Here is a 16,432-nt window from a genome sequence, read left to right on the forward strand (position 1 = left end):
GGCATCCGCCCCGAGGATGCCCACCGCCCGAGACGAAGGAGTCCCCGTGGCCGACCCGACCCCCCGCGCCGACGAGCGCACGGAGTTCGACGCCGTCATCGTCGGCGGCGGCCTCTCCGGACTCGTCGCGGCCGCCGAGCTCGTCGATGCCGGGCGACGTGTCGCGATCGTCGACCAGGAGCCCGAGGCGAACCTCGGCGGGCAGGCGTGGTGGTCGTTCGGCGGACTCTTCCTGGTCGACTCGCCCGAACAGCGTCGCCTCGGCGTGCACGATTCGCTCGAGCTCGCACGGCAGGACTGGCTCGGCTCGGCGGGCTTCGATCGCGACGAGGACGAATGGGGCCGCCGCTGGGCCGAGGCGTACCTCGAGTTCGCCGCCGGTGAGAAGCGCGACTGGCTCCGGGGCAAGGGCCTGAGGTTCTTCCCCGTGGTGGGCTGGGCCGAGCGCGGGCACGGCATGGCGATCGGGCACGGCAACTCGGTGCCTCGATTCCACATCACCTGGGGCACCGGCCCCGGCGTGCTGGAGCCGTTCGTCGCGCGGGTGCGCGCCGGCGAGGCTGCGGGGCTCGTCGACCTCCGCTTCCGGCACCGGGTCGACGAGTTCGTCGTCGAGGATGGTGCGGTCGTCGGGGTCCGCGGGGCTCGGCTCGCGCCGGACGACGCGGAACGCGGCGTCGCATCCAACCGGGAGGTCGTCGGCGAGTTCGAGCTCCGCGCGGGCGCCGTCGTCGTCGCCTCGGGCGGGATCGGCGGCAACCACGACCTCGTGCGGGAGGCATGGCCCGAACGGCACGGCACCCCGCCCGCGCACATGCTCTCGGGCGTGCCCGCACACGTCGACGGGCGCATGCTCGGCATCGCCGAGGCGTCGGGCGCGCGCCTGGTGAACGGCGATCGCATGTGGCACTACACCGAGGGCATCACGAACTGGGACCCGGTGTGGCCGTCGCACGGCATCCGGATCCTCCCCGGCCCGTCGTCGCTGTGGTTCGACGCGACCGGGAAGCGACTGCCGGCGCCCCTCTTCCCGGGCTTCGACACGCTCGGCACCTTCGAGCACCTCATGCGGACCGGCCACGACCACTCCTGGTTCGTGCTCACCCAGCGCATCATCGAGAAGGAGTTCGCGCTCTCCGGCAGCGAGCAGAACCCCGACCTGACGAACAAGGACCTCCGATTGCTCGCCGAGCGCCTCGGGTCGGGGGCGCCGGGACCCGTCGAGGCGTTCAAGGAGCGCGGCGCCGACTTCGTGGTCGCCGACACGCTGCCCGAGCTGCTCGACGGCATGCGCCGCCTCTCCCCCGACGGGATCCTCGACGCCGACAACGTCGAACGCGAGGTGATCGCGCGCGACCGCGAGGTCGACCACGAGTTCTCGAAGGACCTGCAGCTCACGGCGGTCCGCGGCGCCCGGAACTACCGCGGCGACAAGCTGATCCGCGTGGCGCCGCCGCACCGCATGCTCGACCCGAAGGCAGGGCCGCTGATCGCGGTGAAGCTGCACATCCTCACGCGCAAGAGCCTCGGCGGCATCCAGACCGACCTCGACTCGCGCGCACTCGGCGCCGACGGCGCCCCGGTTCCCGGCCTCTACGCGATCGGCGAAGCGGCGGGTTTCGGCGGGGGCGGCGTGCACGGATACCGCGCGCTCGAGGGCACGTTCCTCGGGGGCTGCCTCTTCACGGGACGCTCCGCCGGGCGCGCGATCGCCGCCGGGTGAGACGGCGCGGCCGCTATCCCTTGAGGGACCAGGCCTTGCGGCGCACGAGCACGTGACCGCGTCGCGAGCTCAGGCGCGTCCAGGGACCGGTCTCGAAGATCGAGGTCGGGTCGTCGCCGAGGAATCCGAGGCTGAACGCCGCGAACGCGGCGCCCGCGGGCACGTACTCGAGGTCGTCGATCCCGCGGCCCCAGATCTCGGCCCGGACACGCTGCACGAGCTGCTCGCCCGTGCCCTCCGGGATGGTCTCGGCCACCTCGTCGATGCCGGCCCGCGCGGCGCGTTCGAGCGTCGGCGAATCGGTCTCGCCGAGCGGGCGCCATCCGCCCCTCGGCGGCGAGATCCCGGCCCACGTCACGGTGTTGACCTCGGGCGGCCGCGTCATCGTCACCGGCCGCGACTCGTCGTCCTCCCCGAGCTCGCCGCGAGCCCGCACGATGCGCTCGACCACGGAGCGCATCGGGACGACGACGTCGAAGTCGTCGGTCTCGAACAACTGGAACGTCCGCAGGCCCAGCACCGTGGGACTCTCGTCGAGGATGCCCCGCGGGTACAGGATGGCGGTGTACACGGCGAGGATGCCGTTCGCCGCGACGAGGCGCACCGAACCGTCCTCGACCCGCGCGGCGCGCTGGAGGTAGGTGTGCAGATCGCCGAGCGACAGGCTGTCGGCAAGCGTGAATTGCTGGACCATGGCCTGTCTAGACTACCGAGGGAGCGCCGCGGCCCCGCTCGCCGTGCGCCCGCCGGCGACCGGGGCGACGTGCGGCGACGCATCCGGACGGAGGAACGATGAGCGGATCGATCGACGGCCTGTTGAGCACCCTGCAGCTCACGGACACCGAGGCGCGCACCACGGAGGACATCTTCACGGGTCCGTCGCAGTGGATGCCGCTCGGACGGGTGTTCGGCGGGCAGGTCCTCGCGCAGTCGATCATCGCGGCGACGAACACGGTGCCCGACGACCGGCCGCTGCACTCCATGCACGGCTACTTCCTCCGCCCCGGTGACGTCGAGCACCCGATCACCTTCTCGGTCGACCGCATCCACGACGGCCGATCCTTCTCGACGCGCCGCACGCAGGCGTTCCAGCACGGCGAACCCATCCTCTCGCTCATCGCCTCGTTCCAGACGGAGGACGCCGGCCTCGAGCACCAGCTCGAGATGCCGGACGACCTGCCCGACCCCGAGGGCCTGCCCTCCACGGCCGACGTCCTCGGCCACCTCGATCACGACGTGGCCCGGTACTGGTCGAGCGAGCGCGCATTCGACGTGCGGCACATCCCGTCGCCCGTCTACCTCAGCGTCGAGGGCGAGCGGGTGCCGAAGCAGGCCGTCTGGATGCGCGCGTACGGACGACTCCCCGACGACCCCCGGCTGCACCGGGCCGCGCTCGCCTACGCGAGCGACTACTCGATCCTCGAGCCGGTGCTGCGCGCGCACGGCGTAGCCTGGGCGACCCCCGGGCTCAAGGTCGCGAGCCTGGACCACGCGATGTGGTGGCACCGCGATGCCAGGGTCGACGAGTGGCTGCTGTTCACGATGGACTCGCCGTCGGCGAGCGGCGGTCGTGGGCTCTCCCTCGGCAGGATCTACACGCGCGACGGCATGCTCGTCGCGAGCGTCGCCCAGGAGGGCATGGTGCGCGTGCCCGGGCGTCCGACCTCGGGCTGAGTCGCTGAGCGCCGGATCGTCGCCGGCGCGATTCTGGACGATCCCGGCGAGTGCCGGGAAACGGTGGCCGACCTGCCGCAGAATGGCACCACGCCGCGCCACGCGGTCCGACGAGGAGGCACCACATGGACGACGCACGTGAACTCTCGCGCCGCACGGCGCTCGCACTCGGCAGCGGCGGCGTCGCGGCCGGCGCCCTCATCCTGACCGGATGCGCCCCGGCCGCCGACTCGGGGGACGGGTCGTCCGGGACGTCCACCGACGCGTCGGGATCCGGCGACGCCGGTTCGGGCGACGGCGCCTCGGGTCAGGAGATCGCGGCACTGTCCGACATCCCGGTGGGCGGGAGCATCGGCGCCACCATCGACGGGAAGCCGGTCCTGCTCTCCCAGCCCGCGGCAGGCGAGGTCGTCGCGTTCAGCGCGATCTGCACCCACCAGGGCTGCCAGGTCGCCGCCGCCGGTTCCGCGTTCGAGTGCCCGTGCCACGGATCGATCTTCGACGCCGCCACGGGCGCGGTCGAGCAGGGGCCGGCGCTCGAGCCACTGCCCTCGGTGCCGGTCACGGTCGACGGCGACCGCGTGATCGCCGGATGAGCGACCTCCTCGACCTCCAGGTCGCCGGGCTCCCGCTGCACATCCTGCTCGTCCACGTCGTGGTCGTGGGCGTGCCGCTGCTCGCGGTGCTGCTCATCGTGCTCGCCGCCTGGCCGTCGGCGCGGCGCGTGCTCTGGCTGCCCGTGCTCATCGCCGCCGTGCTCGTCCTCATCCTCACGTTCGCGACCGTGGAGGCCGGCGAATGGCTGCTCTCGCGCGTGCCGGAGGCGCCTCTCATCACGCAGCACGCGGAACAGGGCGAGGACGTCACGCCCTGGGTGGTCGGACTCGTCGCCCTCGCCGCACTCGTCGCCGGCGTCGCGATCGCGGAGCGTCGGACGCCCGCGCCGAGGGATGACGGGACGTCGCAGGAACGCACGGCCGCCCGACGCGGCGGGTGGCGCACGGCGATCGCCGTGCTCCTCGTCGTCGCGTCCGTCGGCGTCGGCGTCGGCGCGATCTGGACGACGATCCGCGTCGGCGAGGCCGGCAGCCGGGCGGTGTGGGAGGGATCGTTCAGCGACGATCCCCTCGACGGCCGCTGACCGTGGGGATCAGCTCCGGCGGAAGGCGATGGGTTCGCCGAGGAACGGCTCCCACGCCTCGCGCTCCGCGTCGGTGATCCGACGCGGACGCTCCGTCGCGGCGTCGACGAGCACGATGGTCGTCGCGGCGCGCGTGTACAGCGTTCGCGGCGTCGCCCCCGCGGGCGAGTGGACCTCGTAGCAGACGTCGAGGCTCGCGCCGCCCATCCGGCCGATCCACAGCTCGATGTCGAGCGGGAGTCGCTGGTACGGGATCGGGGCCAGGTACTCGACCTCCTGCCGCGCGATGAGCGTCAACGTCGCCGAGCCGGGCGTCGCGTCGAGGACCGCGGTGGAAGCCCCCACGGCGTGCTCGGCGGTGCCGTCCTCGTTCACCCAGAACGCCTGGATGCGAGCCTCCTCGAGCAGGCTCAGCATCCGGGCGTTGTTCACGTGGCCGTACGCGTCCAGGTCGCTCCAGCGGAGGGGCGTCGGCACGTGCAGGCGCATGGCGTCAGTCCCTCGTGAGCTTGCGGTAGGTGGAGCGGTGGGGCTTGGCGGCATCCGGTCCGAGCCGCTCGACCTTGTTGGCCTCGTACGCCTCGAAGTTGCCTTCGAACCAGTACCAGTCGGCGGGACTCTCGTCGGTGCCCTCGTACGCGAGGATGTGCGTGGCGATGCGGTCGAGGAACCACCGGTCGTGGGTGATGACCACGGCGCACCCCGGGAACTCGAGCAGCGCGTTCTCGAGGCTCGACAGCGTCTCGACGTCGAGGTCGTTCGTCGGCTCGTCGAGCAGCAGCAGGTTGCCGCCCTGCTTGAGCGTGAGCGCGAGGTTCAGTCGGTTGCGCTCGCCGCCGGACAGGACTCCCGCGCGCTTCTGCTGGTCCGGGCCCTTGAAGCCGAACGTCGACACGTAGGCGCGGCTCGGCACCTCGGTCTTGCCGACCTGGATGTAGTCGAGCCCGTCGGACACGACCTCCCAGAGGGTCTTGTTCGGGTCGATGCCGGTGCGCGACTGGTCGACGTACGAGATCTTGACCGTCTCGCCGATCTTCAGGTCGCCGCCGTCGAGCGGCTCGAAGCCGACGATGCTCTTGAAGAGCGTGGTCTTGCCGACGCCGTTCGGCCCGATGATGCCGACGATGCCGTTGCGCGGCAGCGAGAAGCTGAGCCCGTCGATGAGCATGCGGTCGCCGAAGCCCTTCTCGAGCTTCTTGGCCTCGAGCACGATGTCGCCGAGGCGCGGACCGGCGGGGATCTGGATCTCCTCGAAGTCGAGCTTCCGCGTGCGCTCCGCCTCGGCGGCCATCTCCTCGTACCGCGCGAGGCGGGCCTTCGACTTGGCCTGGCGGCCCTTGGCGTTCGAGCGCACCCACTCGAGCTCGTCCTTCAGGCGCTTCTGGAGCTTGGCGTCCTTCTTGCCCTGGACCTGGAGCCGCTCGGCCTTCTTCTCGAGGTACGTGGAGTAGTTGCCCTCGTACGGGTACAGGCGCCCCCGGTCGACCTCGCAGATCCACTCGGCGACATGGTCGAGGAAGTACCGGTCGTGGGTGACGGCGAGCACGGCGCCGGCGTACTTGGCGAGGTGCTGCTCGAGCCACAGCACGCTCTCGGCGTCGAGGTGGTTCGTCGGCTCGTCGAGCAGCAGGAGGTCGGGCTTCTGCAGCAGGAGCTTGCAGAGCGCGACGCGGCGCTTCTCACCGCCGGAGAGCACCGAGACCGGCGTGTCGCTCGGCGGGCACCGCAGCGCGTCCATCGCCTGCTCGAGCTGCGAGTCGAGGTCCCACGCGTCGGCGGCGTCGATCTCCTCCTGCAGCGTGCCCATCTCGGCGAGCAGCGTGTCGAAGTCGGCATCCGGGTCGGCCATCTGGGCGGAGATCTCGTTGAACCGATCGATCTTCGCCTTGATCGGGCCGACGCCCTCCTGGACGTTCTCGAGCACCGACTTCGACTCGTCGAGCTCGGGCTCCTGCATGAGGATGCCGACCGTGTACCCGGGCGTGAGCCGCGCCTCGCCGTTGGAGGGCTGGTCGAGTCCGGCCATGATCTTGAGGATCGTCGACTTGCCGGCGCCGTTCGGGCCGACGACGCCGATCTTGGCGCCCGGGAGGAACGCCATCGTGACGTCGTCGAGGATCACCTTGTCACCGACCGCCTTGCGGGCGCGGACCATCGAGTAAATGTAGTCAGCCACTGGATTCCTCACGTCTGGAGTGCGCGGTTCAGCCCACCAGCCTAGCGGCCCCGCCGCCACTCGACCGCCGAGCGGGGCCCGACCCGGTCGGACGACGACGACGCGGCGCCGCGTGGCCCTCGCCCGGCGACGCCGAGTCGATCGCCGCGAACGCGCGGGCCCGCCGCAGGACCGCGCCGCCGGCTCAGGCCGGGAGCGATTCGCGATCGACCTCCTCGGGCTCGCGCGCGGCCGCCTCCGCTCCGTTCGACGCGGGCTCGAGGTCGATGCCGGTCGACCCGTCGCCGTCGATGCCCGTCGGCCATCCGTCGGCCCCGTCCCACGCGCTCGCCGCCGTGTCGGACGCCGAGCCGCCGTCACTCGACGCCGCTCCCGCGGAGGCCTCGTCGGCCCCTCCCGCGTCGACGAGCTTCGAACCGGTGGTCTTGGAGTAGACCGCGACGCCCCATGAGAGGTCGTGGCCGATCGCATCCGCATCGATCTCGATCGCCGTGCCGGACCGCTCGCCGGTCTCCCACGCGCGCACCCGGAGCCGGCCGTGCACCACGACGCGCTCGCCCTTGCGCAGCGAGCGGGCGGCATTCAGCGCGAGCTGGCGGAACGAGGCGACGGTGTACCAGTTGGTCTCGCCGTCGGCCCAGCTGCCCGTCTCGCGGTCGAAGTAGCGCCGGGTGGAGGCGAGTCGGAAGTTCGTGATAGGCAGTCCGGTCGCGGTGACGTTGTGCCGGGGGTCGTTCCCGACGACGCCGACGACGGTCACGTGATCGGTCATGGTGTGCTCCTCAGGGCTCGTCGCCGCCGCGAGTCGGCGGCTCGCGGCATCCGGGGCCCTCGTGCCGGAACGACCCCGGATGCCGCTGCACACAGCGTGCGCCCGTCGCGTTCCCGACGGGCGGGCGGGGACGAGCCGGTGCGGGCCGAGTGCTGCGCCTCGCCTGGTGAGGAGGGGTCAGGCGACGATGTAGTCCGCGTAGGAGCGGCGGATCTTGCGTACCTTCGGCAGCGCGACGGCCATGCAGTAGCCCTGGCCGGGGTTCTTGGCGAAGAAGTCCTGGTGGTACTCCTCGGCGCGGAAGAACTCGCCGAGCGGCTCGATCGTGGTCACGACCTCGCCGGGCCACCACTCGGCGGCGCGCTCGCGCGCCGCCTCGAACCGCCCGCGCTGCTCGTCGCCGTCGAAGAACATCGCCGATCGGTACTGCGTGCCGACGTCGGCGCCCTGCCGGTCCAGCTGCGTCGGATCGTGCAGCGTGAAGAAGACGTCGAGGATCACCTCGCGCGGGATCACGTCGGGATCGAACTCGACGGCGACCGCCTCGGCATGGCCGGTCGCACCCGTGCAGACCAGCTCGTAGGACGGGTTCGGCAGGGCGCCGCCGGTGTAGCCCGAGACCACGTCGGCGACGCCGCGAAGGGTGCGGTACACGGCATCCAGGCACCAGAAGCAGCCCCCGGCGAGGACGAAGCGTTCGATCACGGCCATAGGCTACCGGCATGACCTACGTCGCCTCCCCCGAACGTTACGACCGGATGACGTACCCCAGGATCGGCAGGAGCGGGCTCAGGCTCCCCGAGCTCTCGCTGGGCCTCTGGCACAACTTCGGGCACGACCGCCCCCTCGACACGCAGCGCGCGATCGTCCGCCGCGCGTTCGACCTCGGCATCACGCACTTCGACCTCGCGAACAACTACGGTCCGCCCGCCGGCAGCGCCGAGGAGAACTTCGGGCGCCTGCTCGGCACCGACCTGCTGCCCTATCGCGACGAGCTGATCGTCTCGTCGAAGGCGGGCTACCACATGTGGGAGGGACCGTACGGCGAGTGGGGCTCGCGCAAGTACGTGCTCGCGTCGCTCGACCAGAGCCTCTCGCGCCTCGGCCTCGACTACGTCGACGTGTTCTACTCGCACCGACCCGACCCCGAGACTCCGATCGAGGAGACCATGGGCGCGCTCGCGCACGCCGTCCGGCAGGGCAAGGCGCTCTACGTCGGCGTCTCCAACTACTCGCCCGAGCAGACCGCCGCCGCCGCCGAGGCGCTCGCGGCGGAGGGCGTGCCGCTGACGATCCACCAGCCCCGCTACTCGATGTTCGACCGGCACATCGAGGACGGCCTGTTCCCGGTGCTGGACGAGGTCGGCGCGTCGGCGATCGTCTTCTCGCCGCTCGCACAGGGCCTGCTCACCGACCGCTACCTCTCGGGCGAGGTGCCCGCCGGCTCGCGCGCCGCCACGAGCCAGTTCCTGCCCGCCGAGCGGATCAGCGAGGCGTACCTCGAGCGCGCTCGCGCGCTCGATGCGATCGCCGAGGCGCGCGGCCAGACCCTCGCGCAGCTCGCGCTGTCGTGGGTGCTGCGCGTCCCGCAGGTCGCCAGCGCGCTCATCGGCGCGTCGAGCGTCGCCCAGCTGGAGCAGAACGTCGCCGCGTTGGACGCGGCACCGCTCACCGACGACGAGATCGCGGCGATCGAGCCCCACGCGGCGCACGGCACCGCGCTCGGATGAGCGCGGCCACGCCGGGTCGGATGGCACGAGACGGGGCTCGACGGCGCTAGCCTTCGCACATGCAGTGGTGGAATGACCTCGTCGACTGGCTCCTCGCGGCGGACACCCGTCCGGTGCTGTTCACGGCCGCGGTGCTCTTCGCCGCCGTCCTCGTCGCGGGCCTGCTCGCGGCGTGGATCGCGCGCGCCGCGATCCGCGGGCTGATCCGCCAGCGCGACCGCGAGCTGCGCAACGCGGCCGTCGCGGCGCTCGTGGACGCCGCGACCGAGGCGTCGGTGTGGAACTCGCTGACCCCGCAGGAGCAGGTGCTGGCCGATCGCGCGGTCGGCCAGGCCGACATGCAGGTGCGCCTGCTGCCGATCCGTGGCGCCGACATCGCGGCCGACTGGGCCGCGCACCAGCTCCACGAGCTCAAGCGCGCCTCGGCGACGTTCGGCTACCAGCTCGATCCCGCCGTCGTCGAGTTCCGCGACCGGATGCTCGAATGGCAGCGCCATCCGTCCCGCACCCGCCGCGACTTCCGCAACGACCTCGATCGGTGGCGCGTGCAGCGGGACGAGCCGCAGCAGGCGATCGTGACGGACCAGGACACCTGGGTCGCCGAGCAGCACCACGAGCGCTATGCGGACGAGCCCCTCGTCGAGGACCAGTCCACCCAGCCGGTGGACGTCGCGGAATCCGACGCGGAACTCGCCGACGCGGACACCGACCGGCGGCCGGTCGCGCAGCGCGACTGACGACCCCCTGCGGGTCGTCAGGAGCAGCCGTCGGGGTCCCGGCCGACCCGCGCTCCGATCAGCGACGAACGCTCAGTCCCGCCACCAGTCGTCGAACATGGTGACGGGCTCGGCGCGCTTGTGACGGGTCTGCAGGTAGCGCGCCTCGATCTTCTCCGCCACCTCCGCTTCGATCTCGCGGCCCTCGAGGAAGTCGTCGATATCGCGATAGGTCAACCCGAGGTTGGCCTCGTCGGCCTGGCCCGGATCGTGGTCGAGGAGGTCGGCCGTCGGCGTCTTGAGGGAGAGGTGCTCGGGGGCCCCCAGGTGCTCGAGCAGGGCCCGGCCCTGCCGCTTGGTGAGCCCCGAGAGCGGCAGCAGGTCGGCGCCGCCGTCTCCGAACTTCGTGAAGAACCCGGTCACGGCCTCCGCGGCGTGGTCGGTGCCGACGACCAGGAGTCCATCGTCGCCAGCGAGTGCGTACTGCGCGACCATCCGCATGCGCGCCTTCGAGTTGCCCTTCGCGAAGTCGCTGATCGGTTCGCCCACGGCGGCCTCGAACTCCGCTGCGAGGCCGTCGACCCCTCGCTTGATGTTGAACTCGACCGTTTCGGCAGGGCGGATGAAGGCGAGCGCGAGCTCGGCGTCGTCGGCGTCGTGCTGCACGCCGTACGGCAGGCGGACCGCGATGAACCGGGTGGGCCGGCCCTCGGCGGCGAGCTCCTCGACCGCGAGCTGGCACAGCCGGCCCGCGAGGCTCGAGTCCTGTCCGCCGCTGATGCCGAGGACGAGCCCCTTCGCGCCCGACCTGGTCAGGTACTCCTTCAGGAAGCCGATCCGACGACGCACCTGCTCGCCGGGATCGATCACGGGTTCCACGTGGAGTGCTTCGATGATCCGGGCCTGGAGGTCGCGCATGCCATGACCCTACGGCACGCATGTGACGACCGGATGACGCGGCCGCCGTGGCGGCGGAGGCGCCGCGATACGCTCGGCACGCGGGCCGGTGCGGTGACGGGCCCGTCGCGGACCGGGTCCGCGTCCGGGTACCGAGGGGGCGCAGCGCGATGACGGCATGGCGGATCCGCGAATTCCATCGCGACGACCTCGAGGCGTTCCTGCACCTGTGGGAGGAGGTGACCGCTCCCCCGGTCGAGCCCGTGTACGGGTTGAGCGAGGTGCTCGCCTCGCTCGAGAAGGACCACGCGATGCTCGCCGTCCACGGCGAGGAGGTCGTCGGCGCCGTCGTCGGGCGCGCGGCGCACAATCAGGGGTGGATCGTGTTCCTCGCCACCTCGATCGCCTGGCGCGGACGCGGGGTCGGAGCGGCCCTGCTCGCCGGGATCGAGAAGAAGATGGAGCCGCTCGGACTCGCGAAGCTGTCGGCGCTGATGCCGGAGTCCGAGACCCGGGTGCACGCCTTCCACGACCAGGGGTTCGAGCTGAAGCAGAACCTGCACTACTTCGAGCGCCGGATCCCCGTGCAGCGCGAGGAACTGAGCTCGCTCGCCGAACTCGGCGGCCGCCTGATGCCCCGCGACCTCTGGGAGGCGGTCGCGGGCATGCGCCGGGAGAAGGAGATCCTCGAGCAGCGCCTCGTCATGCCGCTCGCCGAACCCGACCTCGCGGAGCGCTTCGGCGTCGTGCCGCCACGCGCCGTCGTGCTGTTCGGGCCGCCCGGAACCGGCAAGACGACGTTCGCGAAGGCCATCGCCTCGCGGCTCGAGTGGTCCTTCGTCGAGGTCTTCCCCTCCCGGCTGGCCGCGGAGCCCAGCGGGCTCGCGGCGGCGCTGCGCGAGACCTTCCTGAAGATCGCCGAGCTCGAGCACGCCGTCGTGTTCATCGACGAGGTCGAGGAGATCGCCGCGCAGCGCTCCGGAGAGCCGCCGTCGCCGCTGCAGGGCGTGACGAACGAACTGCTCAAGATCATCCCCGCCTTCCGGGAGCAGTCCGGCAGGCTCCTGATCTGCGCCACCAACTTCATCCGCGCGCTCGACAGCGCCTTCCTCCGACACGGCCGGTTCGACTACATCATCCCGATCGGCCTGCCGGACGAGGCGGCGCGCCTGGCCATCTGGCGGCGCTACATCCCCGAGGCCGTCGGCGACTCCGTCGACCTGCCGCGGCTCGTCGAACGGACCGCCGGCTTCTCGCCCGCCGACATCGAGTTCGCCGCACGCAGCGCGTCGCAGCGCGCGTTCGAGGCTGCCCTCGAAGGCGGCGACGGCAGTGGTGCGGCGGATGCCGCCGGGCCGAGCACCGAGCACTACCTCGAGGCCGTCGCCGGAACGCGCACGACTGTCTCGCCGGAGACCACGGCGGCCTTCCTCGAGGACATCGACGCGCTCGCCCGCGTGTGAGACGGCCGGATGCGGCGCCGGGTCGGCATCCCGGCTCGGGCGGCACCGTGGGCTAGCATGCCCACGTACGAAGGGGGCTCCGCGTGCACGTCGACGTACCCACACTGGTGCTGATCCCGGCGGTCGCGGCGTTCGCTCCGCTCCTCACGCGCGCGGCCGGCCGATGGATCGCGATCCCCGTCGTCATCTTCGAGATCCTGCTGGGGATCGTCCTCGGCCCGGCGGTGCTCGGCTGGATCCGGACCGACGCGTTCATCGAGCTCATCGCCGACTTCGGGCTGGCGATGCTCTTCTTCCTGGCCGGCCAGGAGATCGACTTCGAGGCGATCCGCGGACGGCCGATCTGGCGCGCCGTGGCGGGGTGGGCGGTGGCCGTGCCGCTGGGCCTCGCGATCGGCTGGCTCCTCGACCCGGACGCCGGCGCGGTCTTCATCGGGATCGCGCTCACCTCGACCGCGCTCGGTGCGCTGCTGCCGATCCTGCGCGACGCCGGCCAGTTGCGCACGCCCTTCGGCATCTCGGTGCTCGCGATCGGCGCCGCCGGCGAGTTCCTCCCACTCATCGCGATCTCGCTGTTCCTGTCCGGCCGCGGCGCCCTGCACGAGGCCCTGCTCCTGGTCGGCTTCTCGGTCGTCACGGGCGTGGCGATCTGGCGGGCGTCCCGCGGCGACGGCCGGCGACTGCACGGCGTCATCCGCTCCACCCTGCACACCAGCGGGCAGTTCGCCATCCGGCTCGTGATCCTCGTGCTCCTCGCGCTCGTCGGGCTCTCGATCGTGCTCGACCTCGACATGCTCCTCGGGGCCTTCGCCGCCGGCGTGATCGCCCGGCTCCTGCTCGTGGGGGCGCCGGAGCCGGACCGTCGCGCGATCGAGGTCAAGCTCGACGGCATCGGGTTCGGCGTGTTCATCCCGGTGTTCTTCATCTACACGGGGGTCACGTTCGATCTCGATTCGCTCGTCTCCGATGCGGGCACGCTCGCCCTGCTGCCCCTGTTCGCCGTGCTGCTCATCCTCGTCCGCGGCGTGCCGTCGGCGCTCTTCGTCCCGCGCGGCATGCCCGTGCGGCAACGCGCGGCGACCGGGCTGATGGCCGCGACCGGCCTGCCGATCATCGTCGCGGTCACCACGATCGGCGTGGAGGGCGGCGACATGGACTCCGGCACCGCCTCGGCGCTCGTCGGCGCGGGCCTGCTCTCGCTGATGGTCTACCCGCTGACCGCGCTCGCACTCGATCGCGGCAGCTCCCGGCGCCCTCGGCAGGAATCGAACCTGCGACCAAGAGATTAGAAGGCTCCTGCTCTATCCGCTGAGCTACGAGGGCCGATCGCCTCCACGATACCGCAGGGCCCCGCGGGCTCCCGCGCCTCGCGCGGCGGAGCGGCGCCGACCGCCGTCGGGCCCCGCGACTAGACTCGCGGCATGGCTTCAGCGAGCGACCGACTGGTCTGGATCGACTGCGAGATGACCGGGCTCGACCTCGAGGTCGACGAACTCGTGGAGATCGCGGTCGTGATCACCGACTACGACCTCGAGCCGGTCGATGCCGGGCTCGACATCGTGATCAAGCCCGACGCGAGCGCGCTCGAGTCGATGAGCGAGTTCGTGCGCACCATGCACACGCAGTCCGGCCTCATCGAGGAGATCCCGAACGGCGTCTCGGTGGCCGACGCCGAGTACCAGGTGCTCGAGTACGTCCTCCGGCACGTGCCCGAGGAGCAGCGCGCACCGCTCGCCGGCAACTCGATCGGCACCGACCGCGCCTTCATCTCACGATTCATGCCGCGGCTCGACGCGCACCTGCACTACCGCAACGTCGACGTGTCGTCGATCAAGGAGCTGGCCAAGCGCTGGTTCCCGCGAGCGTACTTCAATGCGCCGGCGAAGGACGGCGGGCATCGTGCCCTCGCCGACATCCTCGAGTCCATCCGCGAGCTGCAGTACTACCGGCGAGCGGTCTTCGTCGCCGATCCCGGACCGACGAGCCAGGAGCTGCAGGCGATCGCCGCCGAGATCCTCATGTCGTCGGCCGACGTGTCATCGAGCACCTCCAACGTGGTGTAATCTCGTAGGGTTGCCGCTCGCGAAGCCGAGCGTGCGCATGGTGGGTATAGCTCAGTCGGTAGAGCGCCTGGTTGTGGTCCAGGAGGTCGCGGGTTCAAGCCCCGTTACTCACCCCAATCGCCTCCAGATCGGAGCCGCCGTGGAACTCGACGCCGAGGCCTTCGAGCAGCTCGTGGTCGATGAGCTCGACGACCTCCCCGATGACATGGTCGAGGGCCTCGAGAACGTCGTGTTCGTCGTCGAGGACCGACCCGAGGACGGCTCGCTCGACCTGCTCGGACTCTACGAGGGCGTCTCGCTGACCGAGCGGGACCGGTACGGCTTCGGGGAGATGCCCGATCGCATCATCCTGTACCGGGAACCGTTGCTGGCCGTCGCCGAGACCGAGGACGAGCTGCGAGACGAGATACACGTCACGCTCGTGCACGAGATCGCGCATTTCTACGGAATCGACGACGACCGGCTGCACGAGCTCGGCTGGGCCTGAGCCCGCTCGCGCTAGCCTGATCGCCATGAGCCCCTCCCCTGCTCGCGTGCTCGGCATCGCCCTGGGCACCGTCGCGATCCTCGGCATCGGCGTGTACACGCCGGCGATGCTGCTCGGACCGCTCCCCTCCGTCACGGTCGACGCCGCGACCGCGCCGGCCGCCGCGCCCGCGTCCACGGCGGTCGCCCTCCCGGCGGATGACGCGTCCGCGGTCGCGCTGCTCGCCGACGACGGCTCGCTGCGACCGGTCGCCAGCTCCGCGGACGATGAGACCGGGCCGATCGGCGGCGCCGCCAAGCTGGTCACCGTGCTCGCGGTACTCGACGGCCTGCCGCTCGAGCCGGGCGAGGACGGACCGAAGATCCGGATCGGTGCCGAGGACTTCACCGACTACCTGCGCTACTCCGAGGAGGGATCGCGCACGCTGCAGGTCTCACCCGGCGACTCGTGGAGCGAGCGCGACGTCGTGCGGGCCGTGCTCACCGCCTCGAGCAACAACCACGCCGACACCCTCGCGCGATGGGCGTTCGGCAGCCTCGACGCCTACGTCGCGCGCGCGAACGCCTGGCTCGAGGAGCAGGGCTTCACGGAGACGCGCGTCGCCGACACGACGGGCCTCTCCGGCGACAACGTCGGCACCGCCGCCGAGCTCACGCGGCTCGCCGCCCTCGTGCTGGCGAACCCGGAACTCGCGACGATGCTCGAGGGCGAGTCCGGGTCGTCCACGCCCACCGACGACCGCCGCGTACCCGATGTCGTCGCACACCTCGCGGACGACGGCATCCGCGCGATCAGCCGGAGCTACACCGACGAGGCCCTGATCACCTTCGTCTGGGCCAGCGACGTGACGACCGCCGACGGCCGGATGACGATGGTCGGCGCCATGACCGGGGTCGACGACTACGAGACGCTGGACGCCGCCGTGCTCACCGCCGTCGAGGGCATGGCGGCCGCGTCCACGGCGACCGAGGTCATCGCACAGGGCGCCGTCTACGGCCAGGTGCGCGCCGCGTGGGGCGACCGGGCCGACCTCGTGGCCTCGGCCGGCCGCAGCGGCGATGCCGCCGGGGCGTCCGTCGGAGACGCCGTGGTCGACGTCGAGCCCTTCAGCACGTCGCCCGCCGGGCGGTCGGTCGGGACCGTGACGGTGCAGGTGGGTGAGCGCGAGGTGACCTCGTTCCTCGAACTGGACCGCGCCATCGCCGACCCCGGGCCGCTCTGGCGACTCACCCACCCCGGTCAGCTGGTCGGGGCCTTCCTCGACCCGGAGGCCTGACCCGACGGGTCAGTCGTTCTCGTCGTCCGACTCGACGGGGTCCGAGTCCGATGCGTCGAACCGGAACCGCACGCGGACCTGGCCGCCGACCTCGCGCCGGTCGACCGCGTCGTACCAGAACAGCGACTCGAGGCCGTCGACGGCGGCGACCATGCCGACGCGCTCCTCGGGCTCGCCGTGCACGAGGGATCGCTGCTCGAAGTCGCCCTCCAGCGGGCCGTCGATGAACTCCGCCACATACGTCGCATCTGCCATGTGCCGAGCGTAGTCCGCGTGGCGCGACGCGGACACCCACCGCGCGGGCGGACCGCCCG

General features: G+C 71.6%; 18 protein-coding genes and 2 tRNA genes. 12 read left to right on the plus strand and 8 right to left on the minus strand.

Translation table 11 applies throughout. From position 1 onward, the window contains the following. Positions 1-46: 46 nt before the first annotated feature. The gene (locus ABME01_RS10610) at positions 47-1,723 is read left to right on the plus strand and encodes an FAD-binding dehydrogenase (RefSeq protein WP_353828370.1); all 1,677 of its coding nucleotides are present in this window, start codon (positions 47-49) and stop codon (positions 1,721-1,723) included. Between the two features lie 13 nt (positions 1,724-1,736). Here ABME01_RS10610 and ABME01_RS10615 read toward each other — a convergent pair whose 3' ends face one another. Further along, a complete protein-coding gene (locus ABME01_RS10615; RefSeq protein ID WP_353828371.1) occupies positions 1,737-2,417 on the minus strand; it encodes a DUF8185 domain-containing protein in 681 nt (226 codons plus the stop codon). Positions 2,418-2,515: 98 nt separating this feature from the next. Here ABME01_RS10615 and ABME01_RS10620 point away from each other — a divergent pair, with 98 nt between their 5' ends. The 3 genes from ABME01_RS10620 to ABME01_RS10630 all read left to right on the plus strand — a co-directional run bounded on the left by ABME01_RS10620 (position 2,516) and on the right by ABME01_RS10630 (position 4,538). Then, positions 2,516-3,397, plus strand: a complete 882-nt coding sequence (locus ABME01_RS10620) for an acyl-CoA thioesterase (protein ID WP_353828373.1) — start codon at positions 2,516-2,518, stop codon at positions 3,395-3,397. A gap of 125 nt (positions 3,398-3,522) precedes the next feature. Next, positions 3,523-3,993: a QcrA and Rieske domain-containing protein gene (locus ABME01_RS10625; protein WP_353828374.1), complete on the plus strand. Its 471-nt coding sequence runs from the start codon at positions 3,523-3,525 to the stop codon at positions 3,991-3,993. Continuing rightward, positions 3,990-4,538 (plus strand): hypothetical protein, encoded by a 549-nt coding sequence (locus ABME01_RS10630; RefSeq protein ID WP_353828376.1) that lies wholly within the window; start codon positions 3,990-3,992, stop codon positions 4,536-4,538. The genes ABME01_RS10625 and ABME01_RS10630 overlap by 4 nt, the downstream gene beginning before the upstream one ends. Before the next feature lie 9 nt (positions 4,539-4,547). Here the strand turns inward: ABME01_RS10630 and ABME01_RS10635 are convergent, their stop codons facing one another. The 4 genes from ABME01_RS10635 to msrA all read right to left on the minus strand — a co-directional run bounded on the left by ABME01_RS10635 (position 4,548) and on the right by msrA (position 8,188). Further along, complete coding sequence (locus ABME01_RS10635) at positions 4,548-5,027, minus strand: acyl-CoA thioesterase (protein WP_353828377.1); 480 nt, start codon at positions 5,025-5,027, stop codon at positions 4,548-4,550. A 4-nt stretch (positions 5,028-5,031) separates the two neighbouring features. Beyond that, positions 5,032-6,714, minus strand: a complete 1,683-nt coding sequence (gene ettA / locus ABME01_RS10640; protein ID WP_353828378.1) for an energy-dependent translational throttle protein EttA — start codon at positions 6,712-6,714, stop codon at positions 5,032-5,034. Positions 6,715-6,898: 184 nt separating this feature from the next. Then, positions 6,899-7,486 carry a single-stranded DNA-binding protein gene (gene ssb, locus ABME01_RS10645; protein ID WP_353828379.1) on the minus strand — a complete coding sequence of 196 codons (588 nt, stop codon included), beginning with the start codon at positions 7,484-7,486 and terminating at the stop codon, positions 6,899-6,901. Between the two features lie 177 nt (positions 7,487-7,663). Then, complete coding sequence (gene msrA / locus ABME01_RS10650) at positions 7,664-8,188, minus strand: peptide-methionine (S)-S-oxide reductase MsrA (protein ID WP_353828413.1); 525 nt, start codon at positions 8,186-8,188, stop codon at positions 7,664-7,666. A gap of 20 nt (positions 8,189-8,208) precedes the next feature. Here msrA and ABME01_RS10655 point away from each other — a divergent pair, with 20 nt between their 5' ends. Beyond that, positions 8,209-9,216, plus strand: coding sequence for an aldo/keto reductase (locus ABME01_RS10655; RefSeq protein WP_353828380.1), 1,008 nt, complete (start codon positions 8,209-8,211; stop codon positions 9,214-9,216). Positions 9,217-9,275: 59 nt separating this feature from the next. Next, positions 9,276-9,953: a hypothetical protein gene (locus tag ABME01_RS10660; protein WP_353828381.1), complete on the plus strand. Its 678-nt coding sequence runs from the start codon at positions 9,276-9,278 to the stop codon at positions 9,951-9,953. 72 nt (positions 9,954-10,025) lie between these two features. Here the strand turns inward: ABME01_RS10660 and nadE are convergent, their stop codons facing one another. Continuing rightward, positions 10,026-10,850 carry an NAD(+) synthase gene (gene nadE, locus ABME01_RS10665; protein WP_353828382.1) on the minus strand — a complete coding sequence of 275 codons (825 nt, stop codon included), beginning with the start codon at positions 10,848-10,850 and terminating at the stop codon, positions 10,026-10,028. A 149-nt stretch (positions 10,851-10,999) separates the two neighbouring features. Here nadE and ABME01_RS10670 point away from each other — a divergent pair, with 149 nt between their 5' ends. Together ABME01_RS10670 and ABME01_RS10675 are read left to right on the plus strand one after the other, a co-directional pair. After that, positions 11,000-12,292: an ATP-binding protein gene (locus ABME01_RS10670; RefSeq protein ID WP_353828383.1), complete on the plus strand. Its 1,293-nt coding sequence runs from the start codon at positions 11,000-11,002 to the stop codon at positions 12,290-12,292. 107 nt (positions 12,293-12,399) lie between these two features. Beyond that, on the plus strand, positions 12,400-13,581 hold the full coding sequence (locus ABME01_RS10675; RefSeq protein WP_353828414.1) for a cation:proton antiporter: 1,182 nt from the start codon (positions 12,400-12,402) through the stop codon (positions 13,579-13,581). Here ABME01_RS10675 and ABME01_RS10680 read toward each other — a convergent pair. Then, a tRNA-Arg gene (locus ABME01_RS10680) sits at positions 13,543-13,615 on the minus strand. The genes ABME01_RS10675 and ABME01_RS10680 overlap by 39 nt on opposite strands. Positions 13,616-13,713: 98 nt before the next feature. Between ABME01_RS10680 and orn the strand changes: the two genes are divergently transcribed. From orn to ABME01_RS10700, 4 genes are all read left to right on the plus strand, one after another. Next, positions 13,714-14,355: an oligoribonuclease gene (gene orn / locus ABME01_RS10685; protein ID WP_353828384.1), complete on the plus strand. Its 642-nt coding sequence runs from the start codon at positions 13,714-13,716 to the stop codon at positions 14,353-14,355. 40 nt (positions 14,356-14,395) lie between these two features. After that, a tRNA-His gene (locus tag ABME01_RS10690) sits at positions 14,396-14,471 on the plus strand. A 23-nt stretch (positions 14,472-14,494) separates the two neighbouring features. After that, positions 14,495-14,842 carry a metallopeptidase family protein gene (locus ABME01_RS10695; protein WP_353828385.1) on the plus strand — a complete coding sequence of 116 codons (348 nt, stop codon included), beginning with the start codon at positions 14,495-14,497 and terminating at the stop codon, positions 14,840-14,842. A 25-nt stretch (positions 14,843-14,867) separates the two neighbouring features. Continuing rightward, positions 14,868-16,118 carry a D-alanyl-D-alanine carboxypeptidase family protein gene (locus ABME01_RS10700; protein WP_353828386.1) on the plus strand — a complete coding sequence of 417 codons (1,251 nt, stop codon included), beginning with the start codon at positions 14,868-14,870 and terminating at the stop codon, positions 16,116-16,118. 9 nt (positions 16,119-16,127) lie between these two features. Here the strand turns inward: ABME01_RS10700 and ABME01_RS10705 are convergent, their stop codons facing one another. Continuing rightward, the gene (locus ABME01_RS10705; RefSeq protein WP_353828387.1) at positions 16,128-16,373 is read right to left on the minus strand and encodes a hypothetical protein; all 246 of its coding nucleotides are present in this window, start codon (positions 16,371-16,373) and stop codon (positions 16,128-16,130) included. Between the last annotated feature and the right edge of the window lie 59 nt (positions 16,374-16,432).

The organism is Agromyces litoreus, assembly GCF_040496015.1.
Lineage (GTDB): Bacteria > Actinomycetota > Actinomycetes > Actinomycetales > Microbacteriaceae > Agromyces > Agromyces litoreus.